We start from the raw sequence: 18689 nt of genomic DNA on the forward strand, positions 1-18689 counted from the left end.
GGTTTATTTCTAACAGTTAAATGATAAACTTTATTTTCAAGGTTTACAATTGATTTAGGGAGCAGAAGTAGTATGGTTATATCTTCGGTTATTTCTATTTTTCTTCTTGGAGTTTCAGGTTATCTGTACTATAAAGTAAGAGAAGCAGAGAGGGTGAAAACTTCCTTGAAAAATCTTTTATCCCTTCATACCGACCTTTCCTGGAGTGAGATTTTAAGGGTTATTGATAAAGAGTTGAAGGAAAGGCAGTATAAAGACAACATTCATCTTCTTTCTCAGGCCTTGAACCTTCTAAATGAAGGACTGGTTATTATGACTCCTGCAGGAAAGGTTATCTATACCAACAGGTTTGCGAGAGAACTTCTTGATATAGATAAAGAGAGCTATAAAGGCAAATATTTTTATCAGGCGATAAGTGATCTTGATGTGATATCGTTTATAAATGAGAACTTCCATAAAGATTACAATGTCTGGGAAAGTAAGAAGATAAAAAACCGTTATGTTCAACTCGTTTTTGCTTCCGATATTAATGAAAAGGTTTTGCTTTTAAGGGATTTAACACAGATTAAAAAGTATGAGAATTTAAAGAAAGACTTTATAGCCAACGTTTCCCACGAACTCAAGACACCTGTTGCGACTTTGAAGGTTTTAATGGAAACTCTTGAGGATGAATGTGATGAAAATGAAACTGCAAAAGAGTTTATAAAGAAAGCTCAGGATAGAATAAAGTATATGGAACAGTTAATTCAGGATCTTATAACTCTTACTATGCTTGAAACGAGTAAGGGAATCCTTTTTGAGAACAAAAGCATAAATCTTTCCAACCTTTTATCCAGAATAGTTGAAGAGACTTCTGTTATAGCGAAACGTAAAAATGTAACTGTCGTCCTTGACGTTCCTGAAAAACTTGAGGTGAAAGGTGATGAGAGGCTTTTCTACTTTATTTTTAAAAATCTTATAGATAATGCTATTAAGTATAACCATGAAGGTGGTAAGGTTGAGATAAAATATTCAACCCTTCCAAAGGAACAGGTGATTTCGGTGTGCGATACAGGTCCCGGAATTCCTAAGTCCCATCTTCCGTTTATCTTTGAGAGATTTTATAGAGTTGATAAATCTCGGTCAAGAAAACTTGGCGGGACAGGACTTGGTCTTTCAATAGTGAAGCTTGCTGTTGAAAAACTAAACGGAAAAGTTGATGTTGAAAGTGAAGTTGGAAAAGGAACCTGTTTCAAAGTTTACCTTCCATACACTTAATCTGTGTTATCATTTCTGTCAGCAGTTTTTATTTTTGGTTCAGGAGGTATGGTTGAAAAAGTTTATATTTATTGTTCTGCTTCTGCTGTCAACCTGTGGAGTTTCATTTTCCCAGACAAACAGTACAGAAATAACACTTGCTCCAGTGATAAAGGAGATAAAGATAGAGGGGAATACCTATCTTCCGAAAGAGACGATACTTTATAAGATTTCTGTTAAGCCCGGTCAACATTTGAATCCGGAAAAGGTAGCAGAAGATATAAGGAGTATCTATTATCTTGGATTTTATAAAACAATTAAAGTTGTTGCTGAAGAAACTCCCGAAGGACTTGTTTTAAAATACATTCTTTATGAAAAGCCAAAAGTTGAAGCAGTTGAATTTAAAGGTAATGAGGAGATATCCACAAAAACCATTAAGGAAAAAATAGGGTTTGATGAAGGTAACTTTACCGGTAAGGTTCTTGATTATGGGAAGCTTGAAGACCTGAGGTCAAAGATAGAGAAACTTTATAAGAGCAAGGGTTACTTGAATGTTAAGGTTAAGTTTGAAGTTGAGAAGATTGCTCCCAAGAAGGTGAATGTTGTTTACCAGATAGAAGAAGGTAAAAAGGCTTATGTGTGTAGAGTAGTTGTAAAAGGAAATAAAGCTTTAAAAGAGGATGAGATTAAAGATATGATTCTTACTAAAGAACCTTCAATCTGGCGGTTGAGATTCCATCCAGAACTTGTTGAGGAGAATCTTGAAAAGGATGTTAGAAGAATAGAGAAGCTTTATAAAAGCAAAGGATACATTGAGATAGAGGTTGGTAAGCCTCAGGTAAAACAGCTTAAAAACTGCTATGAGGTGGTTTATACGATCAAGCATGAAGGACCTCAGTATAAGATCGGAACTGTTAATGTCTCAGGCAACAGGATAATAACCAGGAAGAAACTTCTTTCTCTTGTGCCGGATTTAACAACCGGAAAACCTTATAACCCCGAACTTTTAACAGCTTTTGTTGTAAAGGCTTCAAGAGAATACGGAAAATACGGGTTTATATTCGTAAATATTCAGTCCGATACAAAGATAGACAGAAAAAAACACACTGTTGATATAACTTTCCTGATCCATGAGGGGAATAGGGCAAAAATAAGACGCATAAACATAAAAGGTAATTTTGATAGCAGGGATAGAACTGTTAGAAGAGAACTTGATATCTATGAAACGGGAATTTTTAAGACCGATTCTCTTGAACGTTCAATAAGAAGGCTTTACAACACAGGATACTACGATGAGGTTAATGTGAAGCCGAAAATAGTTGGGAAAGATCTTCTTGATGTTGATATAGACCTTAAAGAGCGTCTTACTGGAATGTTTTCTATAGGTCTTGGTTACAGCTCTGTTACCAACTTAACGGCGATGATTTCTTTAAGGAAAGGAAATCTTTTCGGTACTGGAGATACTATTTCGGTTTCCGGACAGTTTGGTTCAAAGGTTGCTTATTATGATGTGGCTTACAGTCATAAATGGTGGCTTGACAGACCTCAGACTTTAAGTTTTAGAGTTTTTAACCATAAAAACGAATATACAACCTATACAAGTCTTAAAAAAGGGTTCTCTATTAATCTTTCAAGAAGGCTTGGGAAAGACTGGAATGTTGGAGTCGGGTACACTATTTCAAGAACCACAATAAGCGATATAGATCCCAACGCTACCTCTATCATTACTGAGGAAGAGGGAACATCCACTGTTGCCTATATCTCTTCAAGGGCGATTCTTGACTTGAGGGATAACAGGTTCCTTCCCCACAGAGGTTTTATGTTTGCAATAGCTGACAAGATTGCAGGTAAAGCTTTTGGTGGCGATGATAATTTCTACACGGTTGTTGTTGATATTTCAAAGCATATCTATCTTGATGACTTTTCAGAAAAGCACAAGATTCCTGTTGTTCTCTCCGGGCACTTGAAAATTGGATATGCCGGAACTTACGGAGATACTGAAAATGTTCCAATAGATTACAGGTTTTACGTGGGTGGAGATACAACTGTTAGAGGCTTTAGATGGGGAGAAGCCGGTCCGGTAGATGAAAACGGTGATCCGATAGGTGCAAATAGGGAGCTTGTTGCTAACTTTGAAGTGGGGTATGATATTTCAAGAAATTTAAGATTTATAGGTTTCTTTGATATAGGTGCTGGTTGGTGGAATGAGATCGATCTTTCCACTTTAAGAAAGGCTGCAGGTTTTGGTATGAGAGTTTTAACCCCTGTTGGTCCTATAAGGCTTGATATAGGATATAAACTTGATAAGAAGCCTGGTGAAACAGCGTCAGAGTGGCACTTCGGTCTTGGAACTTACTTTTAACTAAAACTGGAGGATAACAGAGATGAGAAAGTTTTTAGCTGCGGCAACGTGTGCGGTAGTTTTCTCTTTAGGTTTTGTAAATACGGTGAGAGCTGAAAATTTTGCAGTGTATTACATAGATATGCAGAAGATAATTAATGAGTCTCCTCAAGGGAAAAAAGCCAAGCAGGAGCTTGAATCCAAGATAAAAGCTGCAGAGTCAAAGCTTAAAAAACTTGCTGATGAGATAAACGCTTTGAAAAAAGAACTTTCCTCTCCTCTTTTCAATGACAGTACAAAGAAAAAGAAAGAGAATGAACTTCAGATGAAGATAATGGAGTTCAGACAGCTCAAGCAGGAAAGTGAGCAGATGGTTGCAGAGCTTCAAAAGAAGCTTACTGCAAAGATAGTGGAAGATGTTTTTAAAGTTGTTGCAAAGTATAGAAAGGAGCATCATCTTCCCATGGTTGTTGAAAGAAATGAGGGAGGAATTATAGCCGCAGATCCCAAGTATGATATTACAGATAAAATTCTTAAAGTGTTTAGTAAGCAGGGTAAGTAGTTATGAGAGTAAAAGAGATAGCGGAGATTTTAGGTTGCAAGGTTAAAGGGGATGGTGATTTAGAAATAATAGGGGTAAATGAGATTCAGAATGCAAAAAAGGGAGATTTAACATTTCTTTCAAATCCAAAGTATGAAAAATTTTTAAAAACAACAAAGGCATCTGCCGTTATAACAGGGAAGGAGTATGATCTTCCTTTAACCCAGCTTATATGTGATGAGCCCTATGTCGCTTTTGCAAAAGCATTATCGCTTTTTTATAAAGAAAATTTTCCTGAAGATTACATTTCTCCTGAGACAACTGTTGGTAAAGGAACCGAGATTGGAAAGAGCGTTTATATCGGGGATAACGTTGTTGTAGGTGAAAATTGCCGAATCGGAGACAGGGTTAAGATTTTTCCGGGGACGTTTATTGGTGATGGTACGGTTATAGGTGATGATACGGTTATCTTTTCCAATGTTTCCATTTACCGGCAGACAGTGATAGGGAAAAGGGTAAGAATCCACAGTGGAGCTGTCATAGGGTCTGATGGATTTGGTTACGCTTTTAGCAAAAAAGAGATGAGGATATATAAGGTTCCTCAGATAGGTAGAGTTGTGATAGAGGATGATGTTGAGATTGGAGCTAATACAACTATAGATAGGGGTACTATAGGAGAAACTGTTATAGGCAGCGGGACAAAGATTGATAATCTTGTTCAGATAGGCCATAACGTTAAAGTAGGTAAGAACTGTTTTATCGTTTCTCAGGTTGGCATTTCCGGGTCAACTGTGATAGGTGATAATGTTACCCTTGCTGGCCAGGTTGGTGTGGCGGGACATATAAAAATAGGAAGCAATATTACAGTTGGAGCAAAGGCTGGAGTTACCAAGTCTATAGAAAAGGCCGGTGTTTATGCCGGTTTTCCAATAAAGGACTATAGAGTCTGGCGTAAGACAGAAGCTTTAATAAACCGCCTGCCAGAAATTTATGAAAAGATAAAAAAGCTACTTTCTAAAGGGGAGTAGATGAAAATAGCTCATCTGTCCGATTCCCATCTTGGCTATTCTCAGTATAACCTTACCGAGAGAAGAGCAGATTTTTTTTCCGCCTTCAGGCAGGCTGTAGAGAGAATGGTTGAAGAACAGGTTGATATTGTTGTTCATTCAGGTGATCTTTTTGAGTCATCTCAGCCGGATATTAACTCTCTATCTGTGGTTATAAACTGTTTGAAACTTCTAAAAGACAGGGGGATACCTTTTATCGCAATAATGGGAAATCACGACAGAGTATTAAGAAAGGGGAAAATGCCACCGCATAAGATTCTTGAGGAACTTGGTCTTTTAACTTTTATAGGTGGCGGTAAGCCTTTTGGTTCAGTGGTTGTAAAAGATGTTTTTGTGGCTGGTGTTCATTTTATGCCAAGGCTTTATATGGAGCAGATTTTAAATGAGAAATTGCTGGAGAGGTTTTCTGAGCAGGCTACTTCATTTTCAGGCTCTGTGTTTCTCTTTCATCAGGGTGTTGATATCTATCTTCCTTTTGAAAACGCTTTTGAGTTAAGTTTATCTGACCTGCCCCCCGGATTTTCCTATTATGCAGGGGGACATATTCACATATTTGCAAAGGAGAGAGTTTTTGAAGGTCTTTTCAGTTATGCAGGAGCTACCGAGTTTAGAAGTGTGAAGGAAGCTGTTCTTGACAATAGAGGATTTAATATTTTTAACCTATCTGACGGTTCTTTAACTCGTATAAAGCTTGAAAATCTAAGAGAGTTTATGATTTTTGATATTTCTGAAGGTGAAGAGGATGCGGTTTTAAAAGAGATTTATGATAAGGTGGTTGAGAGAGACCAGCCTCCTGTTGTAACTATTCGTTACTCCTATGTGGATAAGCCGTTTTCCTTTGACAGGGAGATGTTTAAGAAGATACAGGAGAAAGCCCTTATTGTAAGGGTTATTCAAAAAGAGGTAGCTGAAAGGAAGGAGTTGGGAGGAGTTACTGAAACCGTTTCTCTTGAAAAGGTGGTTGATGACTATTTTAAGGGACAGAAAAAGGTTGTTAGGGAACTTGCAAAAGAGCTTGCCTCCTCTCCTTCGGAGCAGATTCGCGACATTCTTTCAAACTTTATAAAGGAGAATACGGGATTGGAGATAGACTTTTAGGTTTCTTAAAAGATGCTCTTCTTGATATTCTTTCTCCTGAATACTGCTGTGTGTGCGGTAGATATCTTTTTGTAAATCATAAGAAAGTTGCCTGTAATTTGTGCTGGCGGCTTTACTTTAAGCCGTTTCTGGATAAAAAGTGTGAAGTTTGCGGTTATCCGTTAAGGCTTTCTCCCGGTTGTGAACCTCTGTGTGGTGAATGTTTCAGAGGAAGGAGTTTTAACTTTGATGCCGTTGATTATTTTACCCTTTATGATGGAATAGTTGAGATTGCTATCAAAAAGTTGAAGTTTGAGTTTCGCAGGGATATTGCTGAAGTTTTGGGAGATGGGATAAAGTTACATCTGTGTAAATTTCTGAAGAAGAAAAAGGTTGATTTTGTTGTTCCTGTTCCTCTTCATCCTGATGAGCTTAAAGTAAGGGGCTTTAATCAGTGTGAGCTTATCCTTCGGGGAGCAAAAATACCGTTTGTTTCTGGTGTTGTGAGGCTTTATCCCGGAAAAAGACAGTCAACTCTCGGGAAAAAAGAGAGGAGAGAGAATGTCAGAGGACTTTTTGGTCTGGAAAAGGGGATTGATTTCAGAGGAAAAACTGTTTGTATATTTGATGATATATTTACAACAGGAAGTACCGCTGATGAGATTGCAAGGCTTTTAAAAGATTCTGGAGCAAAGAGGGTTGTGGTTTATACGCTGGCACGGGCTACAACTTTAAAATAGATTTAGATGTGTAAACCTTTTATGGAGGGGGCAGGATGAAAAAAATTTTCTTTCCGATTCTACTGATTCTCTTTAGTTCCGCTTTTGCATTTTCGTCCTATACAGGGTTTAAGAAACTTAAAAAAGGGGATTGGAGTAGCTATATTCTTGTCTCAGATGACGGCAGAGAAAATAGGGTGAATTATGTTTACGGAGGAGAGAGGAAAGTAGATGGTAAAGCTGTCAGAATTATGGAGCTTTCGGGAAATATGGATGGGAAAAAGATAGTGATTCAACTATGGTTTGATAAATACGGAAAGCCTGTAAAGTATATTACCCGTATGAGCAACGGTCAGCTTGTGTGTATGACACAGCCGGCCATTCCAGAGGAGTATTACAAACAGTTTACTCCAAAAGATAAAACTCCTGAAGAGTTTAAACCTGAAAAGCCGGATATTCGTTACGGAACTTACAAATTGTCCGACGGGAGAAAAATTCCTGTTGCTATTTTTAAAACTGAAAGCGGGGAAACCTATGTAAGCGGTAAAGTTCCTTTTGGTATTGTAAAACAGATTAGTAAAGGTAAAGTTGTTCTTTATCTTACCGATTTTGGGGTTGGTAAAAAACTTGAAATTCCATTTGATAAGGCGAAAATGTGTAGGCCGTTTACGATGCCCTCTTTTCCTGGTGTAATAACACCACCAATTTCAATACCTTAAACAGGAGGATATGTGTGGCAAGGGTTTTTAGGAATTTTGAAGAGCTTGAAAGTTTTGTGAAGCAGGAGAGGGGAAAAGGCAGGAAAATTGTGTTTACCAACGGATGTTTTGATATCGTTCATGCAGGACATGTGGATTATCTTGAGAAAGCTAAAGCTTTTGGTGATGTTTTGATTGTCGGTATTAACAGTGACAGTTCTATAAAACGGATTAAAGGTGAAAAAAGACCTGTTGTTCCTCAGGATTATAGGGTGAGAGTTCTTCTTGGTTTGAGGGCGGTTGATGGGGTTGTTGTTTTTGATGACGATACACCTTTAGAGGTTATAAAGCTGATAAAACCTGATGTTCTTGTTAAAGGAGCCGATTGGCCGGTGGAAAAGATTGTAGGGAGAGAATACGCCGGAAAAGTTGAGAGGGTGAAGTTTATTTACGATATTTCAACTTCAAAGATAGTTAATAAAATAGTTGAAATTTATTGTGGAAAGAAGGTTGAAGATTAACTGAAAATGATTATATTTATCAACAAACCTGGAAGGGGAGGTTGCTTATGGCGGAGTTAACAGATAAGGAGAAAGTGGTTCTTGAAGCTATGAAAGGTGCTGGTAAACCTGTTCGTCCCGGTGATGTGGCAAAGGCTACAGGACTTGATAGTAAAGAGGTGTCAAAAATTATTAAATCTTTGAGAGAGAAGGGACTTGTTCATTCTCCTAAACGTTGTTACTATGCTCCTACGGAAGGTTAATAGATAACCTCAAGGGGAAGGGTTGTATTTAATATGTGAATACATCCTTCCCTCCTGCTTTTTATAAGTGATGGAGGGTCTTTTAGCTGAGGATCTCTGTACGGTGTTGTTGTGGTGATTTCTATGAATTTTTTAATTAATTTTTCTTGTGTAGCTTCTCCTTTTATCCCAATTGTACTTTTGCTTTTCCTTCCGATGGCTACTCCTTCCTTAACTCCGAAACCTGCCATGTGAAGTGCTTTTCTTATGTGTCCTGCACATGAGTAGGTTGCTAAAATGCCCCCTTTTCTTACCATTTTTGCAATAAGTTTGAAAAAATCGTAGCTCCATAACTCTGGATTCACTTTAGGAGAGAAAGGGTCGTGAAATACAGCATCAAAAGTTTCTCCGTAGTGTCTGTATATGGACTTTAAGATTTCTCTTCCTTCCCCAATGAAAAGTTTTATTTTTATACTGCTGTCTGTATAGTTGAGGGTTAAAAAAATGTTCTCATATTTTCTGTTTCTTAAAAGTTCTTTAAATGTAGGTTTTAGATAGTTTAACTCCTGCCAGTTTGTGGAGATGCTTTTTTTGATTACATTAAGATCCTTTTCAAAGGATAGGATGGATATCTTTCCACGACAGGTTTTTACCCGGTGGATGGCAAGAAGAGAGTTAAAACCAAGACCGAAACACACATCAAAAACTTTAACTTCCCTTTTCTTTGCTATTTCAACGATTTTTGTTGTTTTTATAAATTTTTCCTCTGCTTCTCTAAAGGCTCCTGCGCTTATGGAGTGAAAGGGCTCTCCGAACTCTTCTGAGAAGAAAGTTGGAGAGCCGTCCTGCGTTAGAATCTCTTTTATCATTTTGCAGCAGCAACTTTCTTTTTCGTTCTCTTCTTTTTCGGCTTATGTAAAGCGGTTTCAAATACCTTTTCAACTCTATCCACAAAAAGAAGGTTTAGAGCTTTTTTTGCTTCTTCCGGAAGTTCTTCCATAACTTCTGCCTTATTTTTAGCAGGAACGATAACCGTTTTTACTCCGTATCTTAATGCCGCAAGAATTTTTTCCTTCAATCCGCCGACAGGAAGAACTTTCCCACCAAGGGTTATCTCTCCGGTCATTGCAACATCTTTCTTAACTTTTCGCTCGGTTAAAGCTGACAGCATTGCAGTTGCTATTGTAATTCCTGCTGAAGGTCCATCTTTTGGAATTGCTCCTGCAGGTACATGAACATGAATATCTATTTTAGAAAAGTCTTTTTCTATTTTATACGTATCAGCATGGGCTCTTATGAAACCGAGAGCAGCCTGAGCTGATTCTTTCATTACATCTCCCAGCCTTCCTGTGAGAATAAGCTTTCCCGTTCCCGGTGTGACTATTGCTTCAACAAACAGTACATCACCACCGGCAGCAGTCCATGCAAGTCCTGTTGCAACTCCAACTTCATCCTCTCCAAGTTCCATTTCCGGTATGAATTTTGGAGCTCCTAAAATCTCTTCAACCCGTTTCTTGGTTATCACATATTTCTTCTCTTTACCTTCACTTATCCACAAAGCGACTTTTCTGCAAACTGCGGCTATCTTTCTATCAAGTTCCCTTACTCCTGCTTCTTTCGTATAGTGTCTTATTATGTGTATTAAAGCGTCATCTCTAAACTGGATATCTTTTGATGTGAGAGCGTGGTTCTTTATCTGTTTTGGCACTATGTATTTTTTAGCTATGTTCAGCTTTTCATCTTCAGTGTATCCTGGAATGTTTAAAACTTCAAGCCTGTCAAAGAGGGGTTCTGGTATTGTATATGGTGTATTTGCTGTTGCTATGAAAAGAACTTCTGAAAGGTCAAAAGGCTGGTTGATGTAGTTGTCAACAAATTCTTTATTTTGTTCCGGGTCAAGAACTTCAAGAAGTGCTGCCGCAGGGTCTCCTCTAAAGTCGGAAGCCATTTTATCAATTTCATCAAGCAGTATGACAGGATTTTTTGTTCCTGCTTTTCTTATAGCCTGAATTATCTTTCCAGGCATTGCTCCCACGTAGGTTCTTCTGTGTCCCCTTATTTCAGCTTCATCCCTTACACCGCCAAGAGATATTCTTACAAATTTTCTTCCCATTGCTCTTGCGATAGAACGGGCTAATGATGTTTTACCAACTCCCGGCGGTCCTACAAAGCAAATTGTTGGTTGTTTTATTGTTTGGGATTTTTTCTGTCTCTTCTTCATAAGGGATTTAACGGCTAAAAATTCAAGTATTCTGTTTTTAACTTTTTCAAGGTCGTAGTGATCCTCATCAAGAATCTTTTTAGCTCTCTCTATGTCAAGTTTGTCTCTTGAGCGTTTTGACCAGGGAAGCTCTATCATCCACTCTATATAGGTTCTTAAAACAGCGGCTTCGGCAGATTCAGGATGCATCTTCTCAAGGCGGGAAATCTCTTTTAAAACTGCCTCTTCAATTTCTTTGGGCATTTTTGCTTTTTTAACTTTCTCTTTATACTCTTCTATTTCTCTGCTTTTTTCCTCTTCTTCTCCAAGTTCCCTTCTTATGGCTTTTAACTGCTGTCTTAGAAAATACTCCCTCTGTTCTTTTTCCATTGATTCCCGGGCTTTTGTTCTTATAAGCTCCTGCAGTTCCAGAACTCTTATCTCGTGGTCAAGTTTTTTACTTATCTTCTTAAGTCTTTCTATAGGGTCAAGAGTGGATAAAAGGTCTATCGCTTCTTCTGTTGTTAGTTCAATCTGAGCGGCGATAAGGTCTGCAAGTCTTCCCGGGTCTTCAATGCTTCTTAAAATGGCAACCATATCAGGGGGAATCTGCTTGCCAAGGGCAACAATTCTTTCAATCTGGTCCTTAACAAGTTTTATAAGTGCTTCATCTTCTATCTTTTCTGTAATGGTTTCTTTTTCTTCTATGTGCTCTATTTCAGCTTCAAAGTGGTCGTCTATCTTTTCAAGTTTTTTAAGTTTTGCCCTTCCAAGTCCCTGAACAAGGATTTTAACTCTGCCGTCACTCATTTTCATTGCTTTAAGGATAACCGCAACAGTTCCTGTATCGTAAAGATCTTCCCTTTCAGGTTCCTCTGTGTCTTTATCTTTTTGTGTTACAAGGAAAATCAGTTTATGTTCTTTCAGTGCTTCTTCAACAGCTTTTAGTGAGAAAGGTCTTCCAACAAAGAGAGGGGCTATCATCATCGGAAAAACAACAACGTCTCTAAGAGGTAATACCGGAAGCCTATCTGGGAGCTTCGGTTCAGCTATTGGAGATAATCCTTCTACCATCTACTCACCTCTCTCTTTCAATTTTTCCTTCATATAATTTAATATATCCTTTTTAAGTTCGTTTCTCATCAATGCAAAATCTATTGTTGCTTTAAGAAAGCCGAGTTTTGAACCTGTGTCGTATCTCTTCCCTTCCATAATTTTCGCATATACAGCTTCCCTTCTTGAAAGTCTTACTATTGCATCTGTTAACTGTATCTCATTTCCCTTTCCGGGAGGTGTTTTCTTTAGCATATCAAAAATTGTGGGCGTCAGAATATATCTTCCTGTAATCGCTATGTTTGAAGGTGCTTCTGCTATTGACGGTTTTTCAACCAGGGTGTCAATTTTCACAACATCATCTTCAACATTATGTCCTGCGATAATTCCGTAGCTTGAAACCTCCTCAGGTAAAACTTCCTGAACACCAAGAACAGAACACCTGTATTTATCGTAGGTTTCCATAAGCTGTTTTATTGCAGGCTTTTCTGAAACCATAATGTCATCTCCAAGTAACACCGCAAACGGTTCCTTCCCTACGGCTGGTTCTGCTGTCAGTATAGCATGACCAAGTCCAAGTGGTTCTTTCTGTCTTACATAGATAATTTCCGCAAGGTTTGTTATTTCCCTTACCATTTTAAGAAGTTCCACTTTCCCTTTTTTTTCAAGAACGGTTTCAAGTTCAAAGTTTGAATCGAAGTGGTCTTCTATGGCTCTTTTATGTTTACCTGTTACAAACACTATCTGTTTTATTCCTGCCTTTACGGCTTCTTCAACGATATACTGGATAACAGGTTTATCAACAAGGGGAAGCATCTCTTTCGGTTGTGCTTTTGTTGCGGGCAGAAATCTTGTTCCAAGTCCTGCCACAGGTATAACAGCTTTGCGAATTTCCATCACTTTACCTCCCATTCAAACCGTCTGGCAAATATGCATTTAAGATATCTTGACTCTGGAATCTGCAGAACAAATGGATGGTCTTTTGCCTGATATGTTGTGTATAAAACCCTTAAAGGTGTTCTTGTGTCAAGTGCTGCTGAAAGGAGAATCTCCTCAAGTATTGGAGGAGTTATGTGGTGGGAGCATGAACAAACCACAATTTTTCCTCCCGGCTTCAACATTTTAAGCCCTCTTAAAAACAGCTCTTTATATCCCTTTTTCGCCTGCTCCACTACTGTTTTACTTTTTGCAAAAGCTGGAGGGTCTATCACTATGGAATCAAACTTTTCTCCTGCCTGCTGCATATTTTTAAGCACTTTAAAACAGTCTCCTTTTATAAATTCAAATTTATCTAAGACGCCATTTATCCTTGCATTTTCTTCTGCAAGAGAGAGAGCAAGTTCTGAACTGTCAACAGCAACAACTTTTTCAGCTTTTCCTATTACTGCTGCGTGAAGTCCAAATCCACCAAGATGACAGAAGGCATCAAGCACTTTGTCTCCTTCATCAACAAACTCTTTTGCAAAAAGAAGTTTGTTCTCTCTCTGGTCAAGAAAGTATCCGGTTTTTTGACCGCCTATTATCTGGACGACGATTTTTATGCCGTTTTCAAGAATTTCCACCTTTTCAGGTATATCACCGTAAAGTGTTTGCTCCACTAAAGGAAGCCCTTCAAGTTCTCTTGTAGGAACTGTTGATTTTTCGTAAATTCCAGCCGGCTTTACTACCTCCACAAGTGCTTTAACTATAAGGGGTTTTAAAATTTCCATTCCGAGGGTTGTAAACTGGGCAACTATGTAGCCGTTATAGTAATCGGCTATAAGTCCCGGTAAGTAGTCCGCTTCTGAATGGATTAATCTAAAGCCTGTTGTCGCTGAGGTTGATTGAAGCAGTTTTTTTCTGTAATTAAAAGCTTCCTCAATTCTTTTTACAAAAAAGTTAAGGTCTATCTCTTCCTCTTTACGAAATGTTAGTATTCTTATGGCTATGTAGGATTCTGGATTTATATACCCTTTTGCAAGAAATGCACCTTTATAGTCCCTTATTATGCATAATTCTCCCGGCTTTGGCTTTCTTGAAAAGGATAAAATTTCTTTTTTATATATCCAGGGATGAAAAGCCTTTACTCTTCTCTCTCTTCCCGGCTTTATTGACACCTGTAACATTTAAAAACCTCGCTGGCAGTAAAGTTGATTTTATTACAAATCTTTTAAATGCTTCTTTATAACAAACATTTCCAGAAATTATATCAGTTGCTATTTTAAGAAGGGCCTCGCTTTTTTCCATTCCTTTAAAAAATGGTTTTTTAAATGCAAAGAAAAGATGTCTTAAAAAGTTGCTCCATCTAAAATCTGACAAAAAGTTTTTGTTGAGAAACTTTTCATAGTCTGTAAGTGGTGTTTTTGAATTTAGAAGAAGTTCTGCTGCTTTTATGCCGCTTAAAGCGGCAAAATATATTCCTTCTCCTGTGAAAGGATCAACAAGGTTTGCTGCATCTCCTGCAAGAAGAATTCTTTCTTTTCCCGGAAACAGTTTTCCGTTAAATACAGGAACAAAAGCTCCCCCTTTGCTTATCTCCTTCCTGTTTAATTTAAATTTTAAATTGTATTTTCTGTTAAGCTCATAAGGATTTCTCAATTTATACTTTGAAAAGATACCAAAACCGGTGGTGTAGTAATCTCCTTTTGGGAATATCCAGTAATATCCATGTTTTAAGTTCGTAAAATCAACAACTACTGAGTTTCCGGTGTTCCCTTCAATGTCTATTTCGTAAGTTATTCCTTTCTTGATTTTAAAGCCGCAAAATCTTGAAACTAAACTGTTTACTCCGTCGCTTCCAATAATACTGTAAACTCTATACTTATCTCTATCTGTTTTTATGATGTAAAGATTTTTTTCTTTTTCTATGGATAAAACCTTCTCACCTGTGTGAATATTGGGTGATTTTAGCGATGAAAAAATTGTGTAATCAAGGACTTTTCTGTCTGTGAGGAAAATGAACGGAACTTTTTTTGATGTTTCAAGTATGGAATTTTCGTTTACGAAATAGACTCTGTTGCTTTTAACTTTTACACATTTTTCAACATCTGGGAAAAGGGAGGTTAAAAGGTTTAGAGATTTTTCTGTTAAGCCACCTCCACACAGCTTCTTTCTTGGAAAGTTAAATGTTTCAAAAACGATAAAATTACATCCACTGTTTTCAAGCTTCTTAGCAGCACAGCACCCGGCAATCCCAAGACCGATGACTGCTACATCATAAATCTTTTCTATCTCCCCTCCCTCCTTATTTTAAAAACCTCTGTAGTCTGCAATTAGTTTTGCAAATTCCCTGAAAAGGTATCTTGAATCGTGGGGTCCCGGAGAGCTTTCAGGGTGGTATTGGACGGTGAATATAGGTTTCGTTTTGTGTTTTAAACCTTCCACTGTTTTATCGTTAAGACTTATATGTGTTATTTCAAGTTCGTCGGGTATTGTTTCTTCAGATACGGCAAAGCCGTGATTCTGGGCAGTTATTTCAACCTTTCCAGTTTTTTTGTTTAGGACCGGCTGGTTTGCCCCTCTGTGACCGAATTTTAACTTGTAAGTTTTTCCTCCGAGGGCAAGGGCTGTAAGCTGGTGTCCAAGACATATACCGAATATTGGTTTGTTAAATGTCGCTATCAAATATTTTATCGTTTCTATAGCATAATCAACGGCTGCAGGGTCTCCTGGCCCGCAGGATAGAAATACTCCGTCAGGATTGTATTTTAAAATCTCTTCCGGTGGTGTCTTTGCCGGTAGAACAACCGGTTTAATTCCAGCATCAACAAGATTTCTCAGTATATTTTTTCTTATTCCAAAATCAAGAACAGCAACGCTGTATTTGAAATCGCTCCTTTCCAGATATCCTTTGCCGAGAACCCATGTTCCTTTATTCCACTCATAAGGTTCTTTACAGGATACCTTGTCAACGAGGTTTAATCCTTCCATTTTTGGACCGGACAGCGCTTTTTCTACAAGGGATTCGGGATTTAAATCAACAGTTGAAATTACACCCCTCATTGTTCCCGCATCTCTTAATTTTTTCACAAGAGCCCTTGTGTCTATTTCTGAAATTCCGACCACTCCATGTTTTGATAGATACTCTTCAAAGGAGAATTCTGCTCTCCAGTTTGAGTAGATTTCAGAAATCTCTTTTACAATAAATCCTTCTGCTTGAGGCCTTTCAGATTCAACATCTTCACTATTTGCTCCTACGTTTCCAATCAGCGGACAGGTCATTGTTACGATTTGTCCTTTAAAAGAAGGGTCTGTAACTATTTCCTGATAGCCTGTCATACTCGTTGTAAATACAACTTCTCCAAACACTTCACCTTCTGCACCAAATGAAACACCTTCAAATACTGTGCCATCTTCAAGAGCAAGGAGTGCCTTTTTTCTATTTAGCATAACTCTCTCCATCAATTATGGATTATAATTGTAACTGTTAGTTTACCAAATATTTGGAGGTGGTATGAGAAATTTACTTAAAGGAATTCTGGTTTTGTTATTTATCGTTTTTGCAGGATGTAATCTCTCAGAAAACAAACCTCTTATCGTTTCATCCATTCCTGTCTGGAAGCACGTTGCAGAGTATATAGGTGGAAGAGATTTTAGATATTACTCGGTTTTAAAAGGTGGAGAGTCACCTCACGGTTATGAGATAAAGCCTTCTGATGTGTTAAAGCTTAAAGAAGCAAAGCTTGTGATAATTCACGGGCTCGGTCTGGATGATTGGATTTTAAAAGGGATTGAGGATAAGGGGAAAGTTTTTAATATTGGAGAATTGATGGCAAGGAAGTATCCTGAGATTAAGAAGCCCGGTTACCATATATGGACAAATCCTGTGATGATGGAAGAGGTTTATTTTGAAGTTGCAAGAAAACTGTCTGAATTCTATCCTTCAAAGGAAAAGTATTACGAAAAGAGGGCTGATGATTATGCAGCTATGATACAGCAGCTTCTCCAAAGAACAGATAACTGTTTGAAAGGTGTAAAGATTAAAAAAGTTATTGCATATCATCCTGTATGGGAACCTCTCTTTGAAACGATAGGGGTTGAATGTATCGGTTATATTACAGATAATCCTGAAAAAGAGCCCGGTCCTGAGAGGATAAGGAAACTGATAGACAGGGCAAAAGCCGAAGGTATTAAGCTTGTGATAACGGAGAAGGGAGAAGGAGAGATTCTTGCTAAAAAGGTTGCTTCTGAGATAGGTGCGAATGTTCTTGTTCTAAATCCTTTGCCCGATGATGATTATGTTGTAGCTTTAAGCAGGTGGTGTAATAAGATATGTAAAGCTTTAAAGGAGGCTTATGGGAAATGATTTTGATGATAGATAATTACGATTCTTTTACCTATAATGTTGTTCAGTATTTTGGCTCGCTTGGTACTGATATTAAAGTGGTGAGGAATGACAAGATAACAGTTGAGGAGATAGAGTCTTTAAATCCTGAAGCAATAGTTATATCTCCGGGGCCCTGCACTCCTCGGGAGGCAGGAGTTTCGGTTGATGTTATAAGAAAATTTGCAGGTAAGCTTCCCATTCTTGGAATATGTCTTGGCCATCAGTCTATCGGTTTTGCGTTTGGAGCTAAAATAGTAAGAGCGAAAAAACTTATGCACGGTAAAGCGTCTTTAATTAGACACGATGAAGAATTTCTATTTGAAGGAATGAAAAATCCTTTTTCTGCGATAAGATATCACTCTCTTGTTATTGATAAAGATACTTTGCCAGATGATTTTGTGATAACTGCTGAAAGTGAAGATGACAGAGAGATAATGGGAATAAGGCATAAATCGTTTCCACTGTTTGGTGTTCAGTTTCACCCTGAATCTATTCTGACAGAAGATGGGATAAAGATAATAGATAATTTTCTGAAGCAGGTAAAATGAAACTTTACGCTCACATAAAAAAATATCCTGAAGATTTTGTTGTTGAGGAGATTCCTGATATAGAGGTAAAATCTTCAGGAAAGTTTGATGTTTATAAGCTGGAAAAACGGAATGTTTCAACCCTTGAATCGGTAAGGTTGATTTCTCGTTTTTTAAAGATTCCTCTTAAAAGTATAGGTTTTGCCGGGTTAAAAGATAAGTATGCTGTTACAACTCAGTTTATCACTGTTCCTTCAGGTTCTCTTGAAGATAGATTTGGATTTGTTCATGAGAATGGCTGGAGAAGGACAGAAAGCTTTAATAAAGGAAAAACCTGCTTTTTTCTTGAAAAAGTGGGAAAGACAGATGAGCCGCTTTCGCTTGGGAAAATAAAAGGAAATCGCTTTACCGTTAAGATACGGAATTTTGAAAAAAATATGCGGGAGCGGTTCTACAGGAATTTGCAGATTGTAAAACTTTTTGGGTTTGCCAACTATTTTGGGGAGCAGCGGTTCGGGAGTGTAAAAAGTAGAGATGATTTTGTTTTAAAGTATCTTTTAAAAGGTGATTTTGAAACAGCTTTGAAAGTTTATTTTTTAGGCAAGGAGAAAATCTCTTTTATCACAAGCTGGCGGGATATTTACAAAACCTTGAAGCCAGCTCTTGAAGAGTATGAGAAGGATATGATTAAGGGGCTTTTGAGAGGTTTATCGGCGGAAAAAGCTTTCAGGATACTTCCAAAGAATGTTCGGCTTATGTTTAACTTTGCTTTTCAAAGTTTTTTATGGAACGAGATTTTAGCCCTTTACATTAAAGAGAGATACCCTTATGTGCAGATTCCTTTTGTAAACAACTGGAAGCTTAATTTCTATCTTGAAGTTGATGATTTGAATTATCTTAAAAATCTTGAAATTCCTTATACCGGAAAAGTTTACAATGTAAAAGATAGGCTGTTAAAAAGGATAATGGAAAAGGTATTCAGGCTAAGGGGTGTAGAGAAGGAGTTTTTTGATAGGGAAGTTGCAGGTATGAAAGTTTTAACTGACGGGATTAGAAAAGCCGTTGTGTTCCCTGAAGATTTTAGAATTGTTTCAAAAACAAAAAAAGATGTTGTTTTACAGTTTAAACTGCCCCCAGGGTCTTACGCCACTATTCTTTTAAGAAAGCTTCTTTCTGTATAGGG

General features: G+C 37.7%; 18 protein-coding genes. 12 read left to right on the top strand and 6 right to left on the bottom strand.

Annotated elements, in window-relative coordinates:
* Nucleotides 1-72: 72 nt before the first annotated feature.
* The 9 genes from CHB58_RS00900 to CHB58_RS00940 are packed head-to-tail and all read left to right on the top strand — an operon-like array spanning nt 73 to nt 8442.
* Nucleotides 73-1257 carry a sensor histidine kinase gene (locus CHB58_RS00900; protein WP_089322212.1) on the top strand — a complete coding sequence of 395 codons (1185 nt, stop codon included), beginning with the start codon at nt 73-75 and terminating at the stop codon, nt 1255-1257.
* Between the two features lie 52 nt (nt 1258-1309).
* Nucleotides 1310-3598, top strand: a complete 2289-nt coding sequence (gene bamA, locus CHB58_RS00905; RefSeq protein ID WP_180706384.1) for an outer membrane protein assembly factor BamA — start codon at nt 1310-1312, stop codon at nt 3596-3598.
* 22 nt (nt 3599-3620) lie between these two features.
* Nucleotides 3621-4139, top strand: coding sequence for an OmpH/Skp family outer membrane protein (locus tag CHB58_RS00910; protein WP_089322214.1), 519 nt, complete (start codon nt 3621-3623; stop codon nt 4137-4139).
* Between the two features lie 2 nt (nt 4140-4141).
* On the top strand, nt 4142-5146 hold the full coding sequence (gene lpxD / locus CHB58_RS00915; protein WP_089322215.1) for a UDP-3-O-(3-hydroxymyristoyl)glucosamine N-acyltransferase: 1005 nt from the start codon (nt 4142-4144) through the stop codon (nt 5144-5146).
* Nucleotides 5147-6283: a metallophosphoesterase family protein gene (locus tag CHB58_RS00920; RefSeq protein ID WP_089322216.1), complete on the top strand. Its 1137-nt coding sequence runs from the start codon at nt 5147-5149 to the stop codon at nt 6281-6283.
* Nucleotides 6284-6333: 50 nt separating this feature from the next.
* Nucleotides 6334-7002 carry a ComF family protein gene (locus CHB58_RS00925; protein WP_245807302.1) on the top strand — a complete coding sequence of 223 codons (669 nt, stop codon included), beginning with the start codon at nt 6334-6336 and terminating at the stop codon, nt 7000-7002.
* A gap of 35 nt (nt 7003-7037) precedes the next feature.
* Complete coding sequence (locus CHB58_RS00930) at nt 7038-7700, top strand: hypothetical protein (protein WP_089322218.1); 663 nt, start codon at nt 7038-7040, stop codon at nt 7698-7700.
* 14 nt (nt 7701-7714) lie between these two features.
* Nucleotides 7715-8200, top strand: a complete 486-nt coding sequence (gene rfaE2, locus CHB58_RS00935) for a D-glycero-beta-D-manno-heptose 1-phosphate adenylyltransferase (protein ID WP_089322219.1) — start codon at nt 7715-7717, stop codon at nt 8198-8200.
* A 47-nt stretch (nt 8201-8247) separates the two neighbouring features.
* Nucleotides 8248-8442, top strand: a complete 195-nt coding sequence (locus CHB58_RS00940) for a helix-turn-helix transcriptional regulator (RefSeq protein WP_089322220.1) — start codon at nt 8248-8250, stop codon at nt 8440-8442.
* On the opposite strand, the gene CHB58_RS00945 is transcribed toward CHB58_RS00940, so the two are convergent.
* Genes CHB58_RS00945 through carA form a run of 6 tightly spaced genes read right to left on the bottom strand, consistent with a single transcriptional unit; the run spans nt 8439 to nt 16042 of the window.
* The gene (locus CHB58_RS00945) at nt 8439-9290 is read right to left on the bottom strand and encodes a tRNA (5-methylaminomethyl-2-thiouridine)(34)-methyltransferase MnmD (protein WP_245807303.1); all 852 of its coding nucleotides are present in this window, start codon (nt 9288-9290) and stop codon (nt 8439-8441) included. The genes CHB58_RS00940 and CHB58_RS00945 overlap by 4 nt on opposite strands.
* Nucleotides 9287-11695, bottom strand: coding sequence for an endopeptidase La (gene lon, locus CHB58_RS00950; RefSeq protein ID WP_089322221.1), 2409 nt, complete (start codon nt 11693-11695; stop codon nt 9287-9289). Before lon ends, CHB58_RS00945 begins: the two co-directional genes overlap by 4 nt.
* Nucleotides 11696-12571 (bottom strand): UTP--glucose-1-phosphate uridylyltransferase GalU, encoded by an 876-nt coding sequence (galU, locus tag CHB58_RS00955; protein WP_089322222.1) that lies wholly within the window; start codon nt 12569-12571, stop codon nt 11696-11698.
* The gene (locus CHB58_RS00960; protein ID WP_089322223.1) at nt 12571-13779 is read right to left on the bottom strand and encodes a class I SAM-dependent rRNA methyltransferase; all 1209 of its coding nucleotides are present in this window, start codon (nt 13777-13779) and stop codon (nt 12571-12573) included. Before CHB58_RS00960 ends, galU begins: the two co-directional genes overlap by 1 nt.
* Nucleotides 13712-14884 carry a geranylgeranyl reductase family protein gene (locus tag CHB58_RS00965; RefSeq protein ID WP_089322224.1) on the bottom strand — a complete coding sequence of 391 codons (1173 nt, stop codon included), beginning with the start codon at nt 14882-14884 and terminating at the stop codon, nt 13712-13714. The genes CHB58_RS00960 and CHB58_RS00965 overlap by 68 nt, the downstream gene beginning before the upstream one ends.
* A gap of 18 nt (nt 14885-14902) precedes the next feature.
* On the bottom strand, nt 14903-16042 hold the full coding sequence (gene carA / locus CHB58_RS00970) for a glutamine-hydrolyzing carbamoyl-phosphate synthase small subunit (RefSeq protein ID WP_089322225.1): 1140 nt from the start codon (nt 16040-16042) through the stop codon (nt 14903-14905).
* A 64-nt stretch (nt 16043-16106) separates the two neighbouring features.
* Between carA and CHB58_RS00975 the strand changes: the two genes are divergently transcribed.
* The 3 genes from CHB58_RS00975 to truD are packed head-to-tail and all read left to right on the top strand — an operon-like array spanning nt 16107 to nt 18687.
* Nucleotides 16107-16958 (top strand): metal ABC transporter substrate-binding protein, encoded by an 852-nt coding sequence (locus CHB58_RS00975; RefSeq protein ID WP_089322226.1) that lies wholly within the window; start codon nt 16107-16109, stop codon nt 16956-16958.
* Entirely contained in the window at nt 16955-17527 is a 573-nt protein-coding gene (locus CHB58_RS00980; protein ID WP_089322227.1) for an anthranilate synthase component II, read from the top strand. The genes CHB58_RS00975 and CHB58_RS00980 overlap by 4 nt, the downstream gene beginning before the upstream one ends.
* Nucleotides 17524-18687: a tRNA pseudouridine(13) synthase TruD gene (truD, locus tag CHB58_RS00985; RefSeq protein WP_089322228.1), complete on the top strand. Its 1164-nt coding sequence runs from the start codon at nt 17524-17526 to the stop codon at nt 18685-18687. The genes CHB58_RS00980 and truD overlap by 4 nt, the downstream gene beginning before the upstream one ends.
* The last annotated feature ends 2 nt before the right edge of the window (nt 18688-18689 follow it).

Origin of the sequence: Desulfurobacterium atlanticum (genome assembly GCF_900188395.1) — a bacterium.
In the GTDB taxonomy this organism is placed as follows: Bacteria; Aquificota; Aquificia; order Desulfurobacteriales; family Desulfurobacteriaceae; genus Desulfurobacterium_A; species Desulfurobacterium_A atlanticum.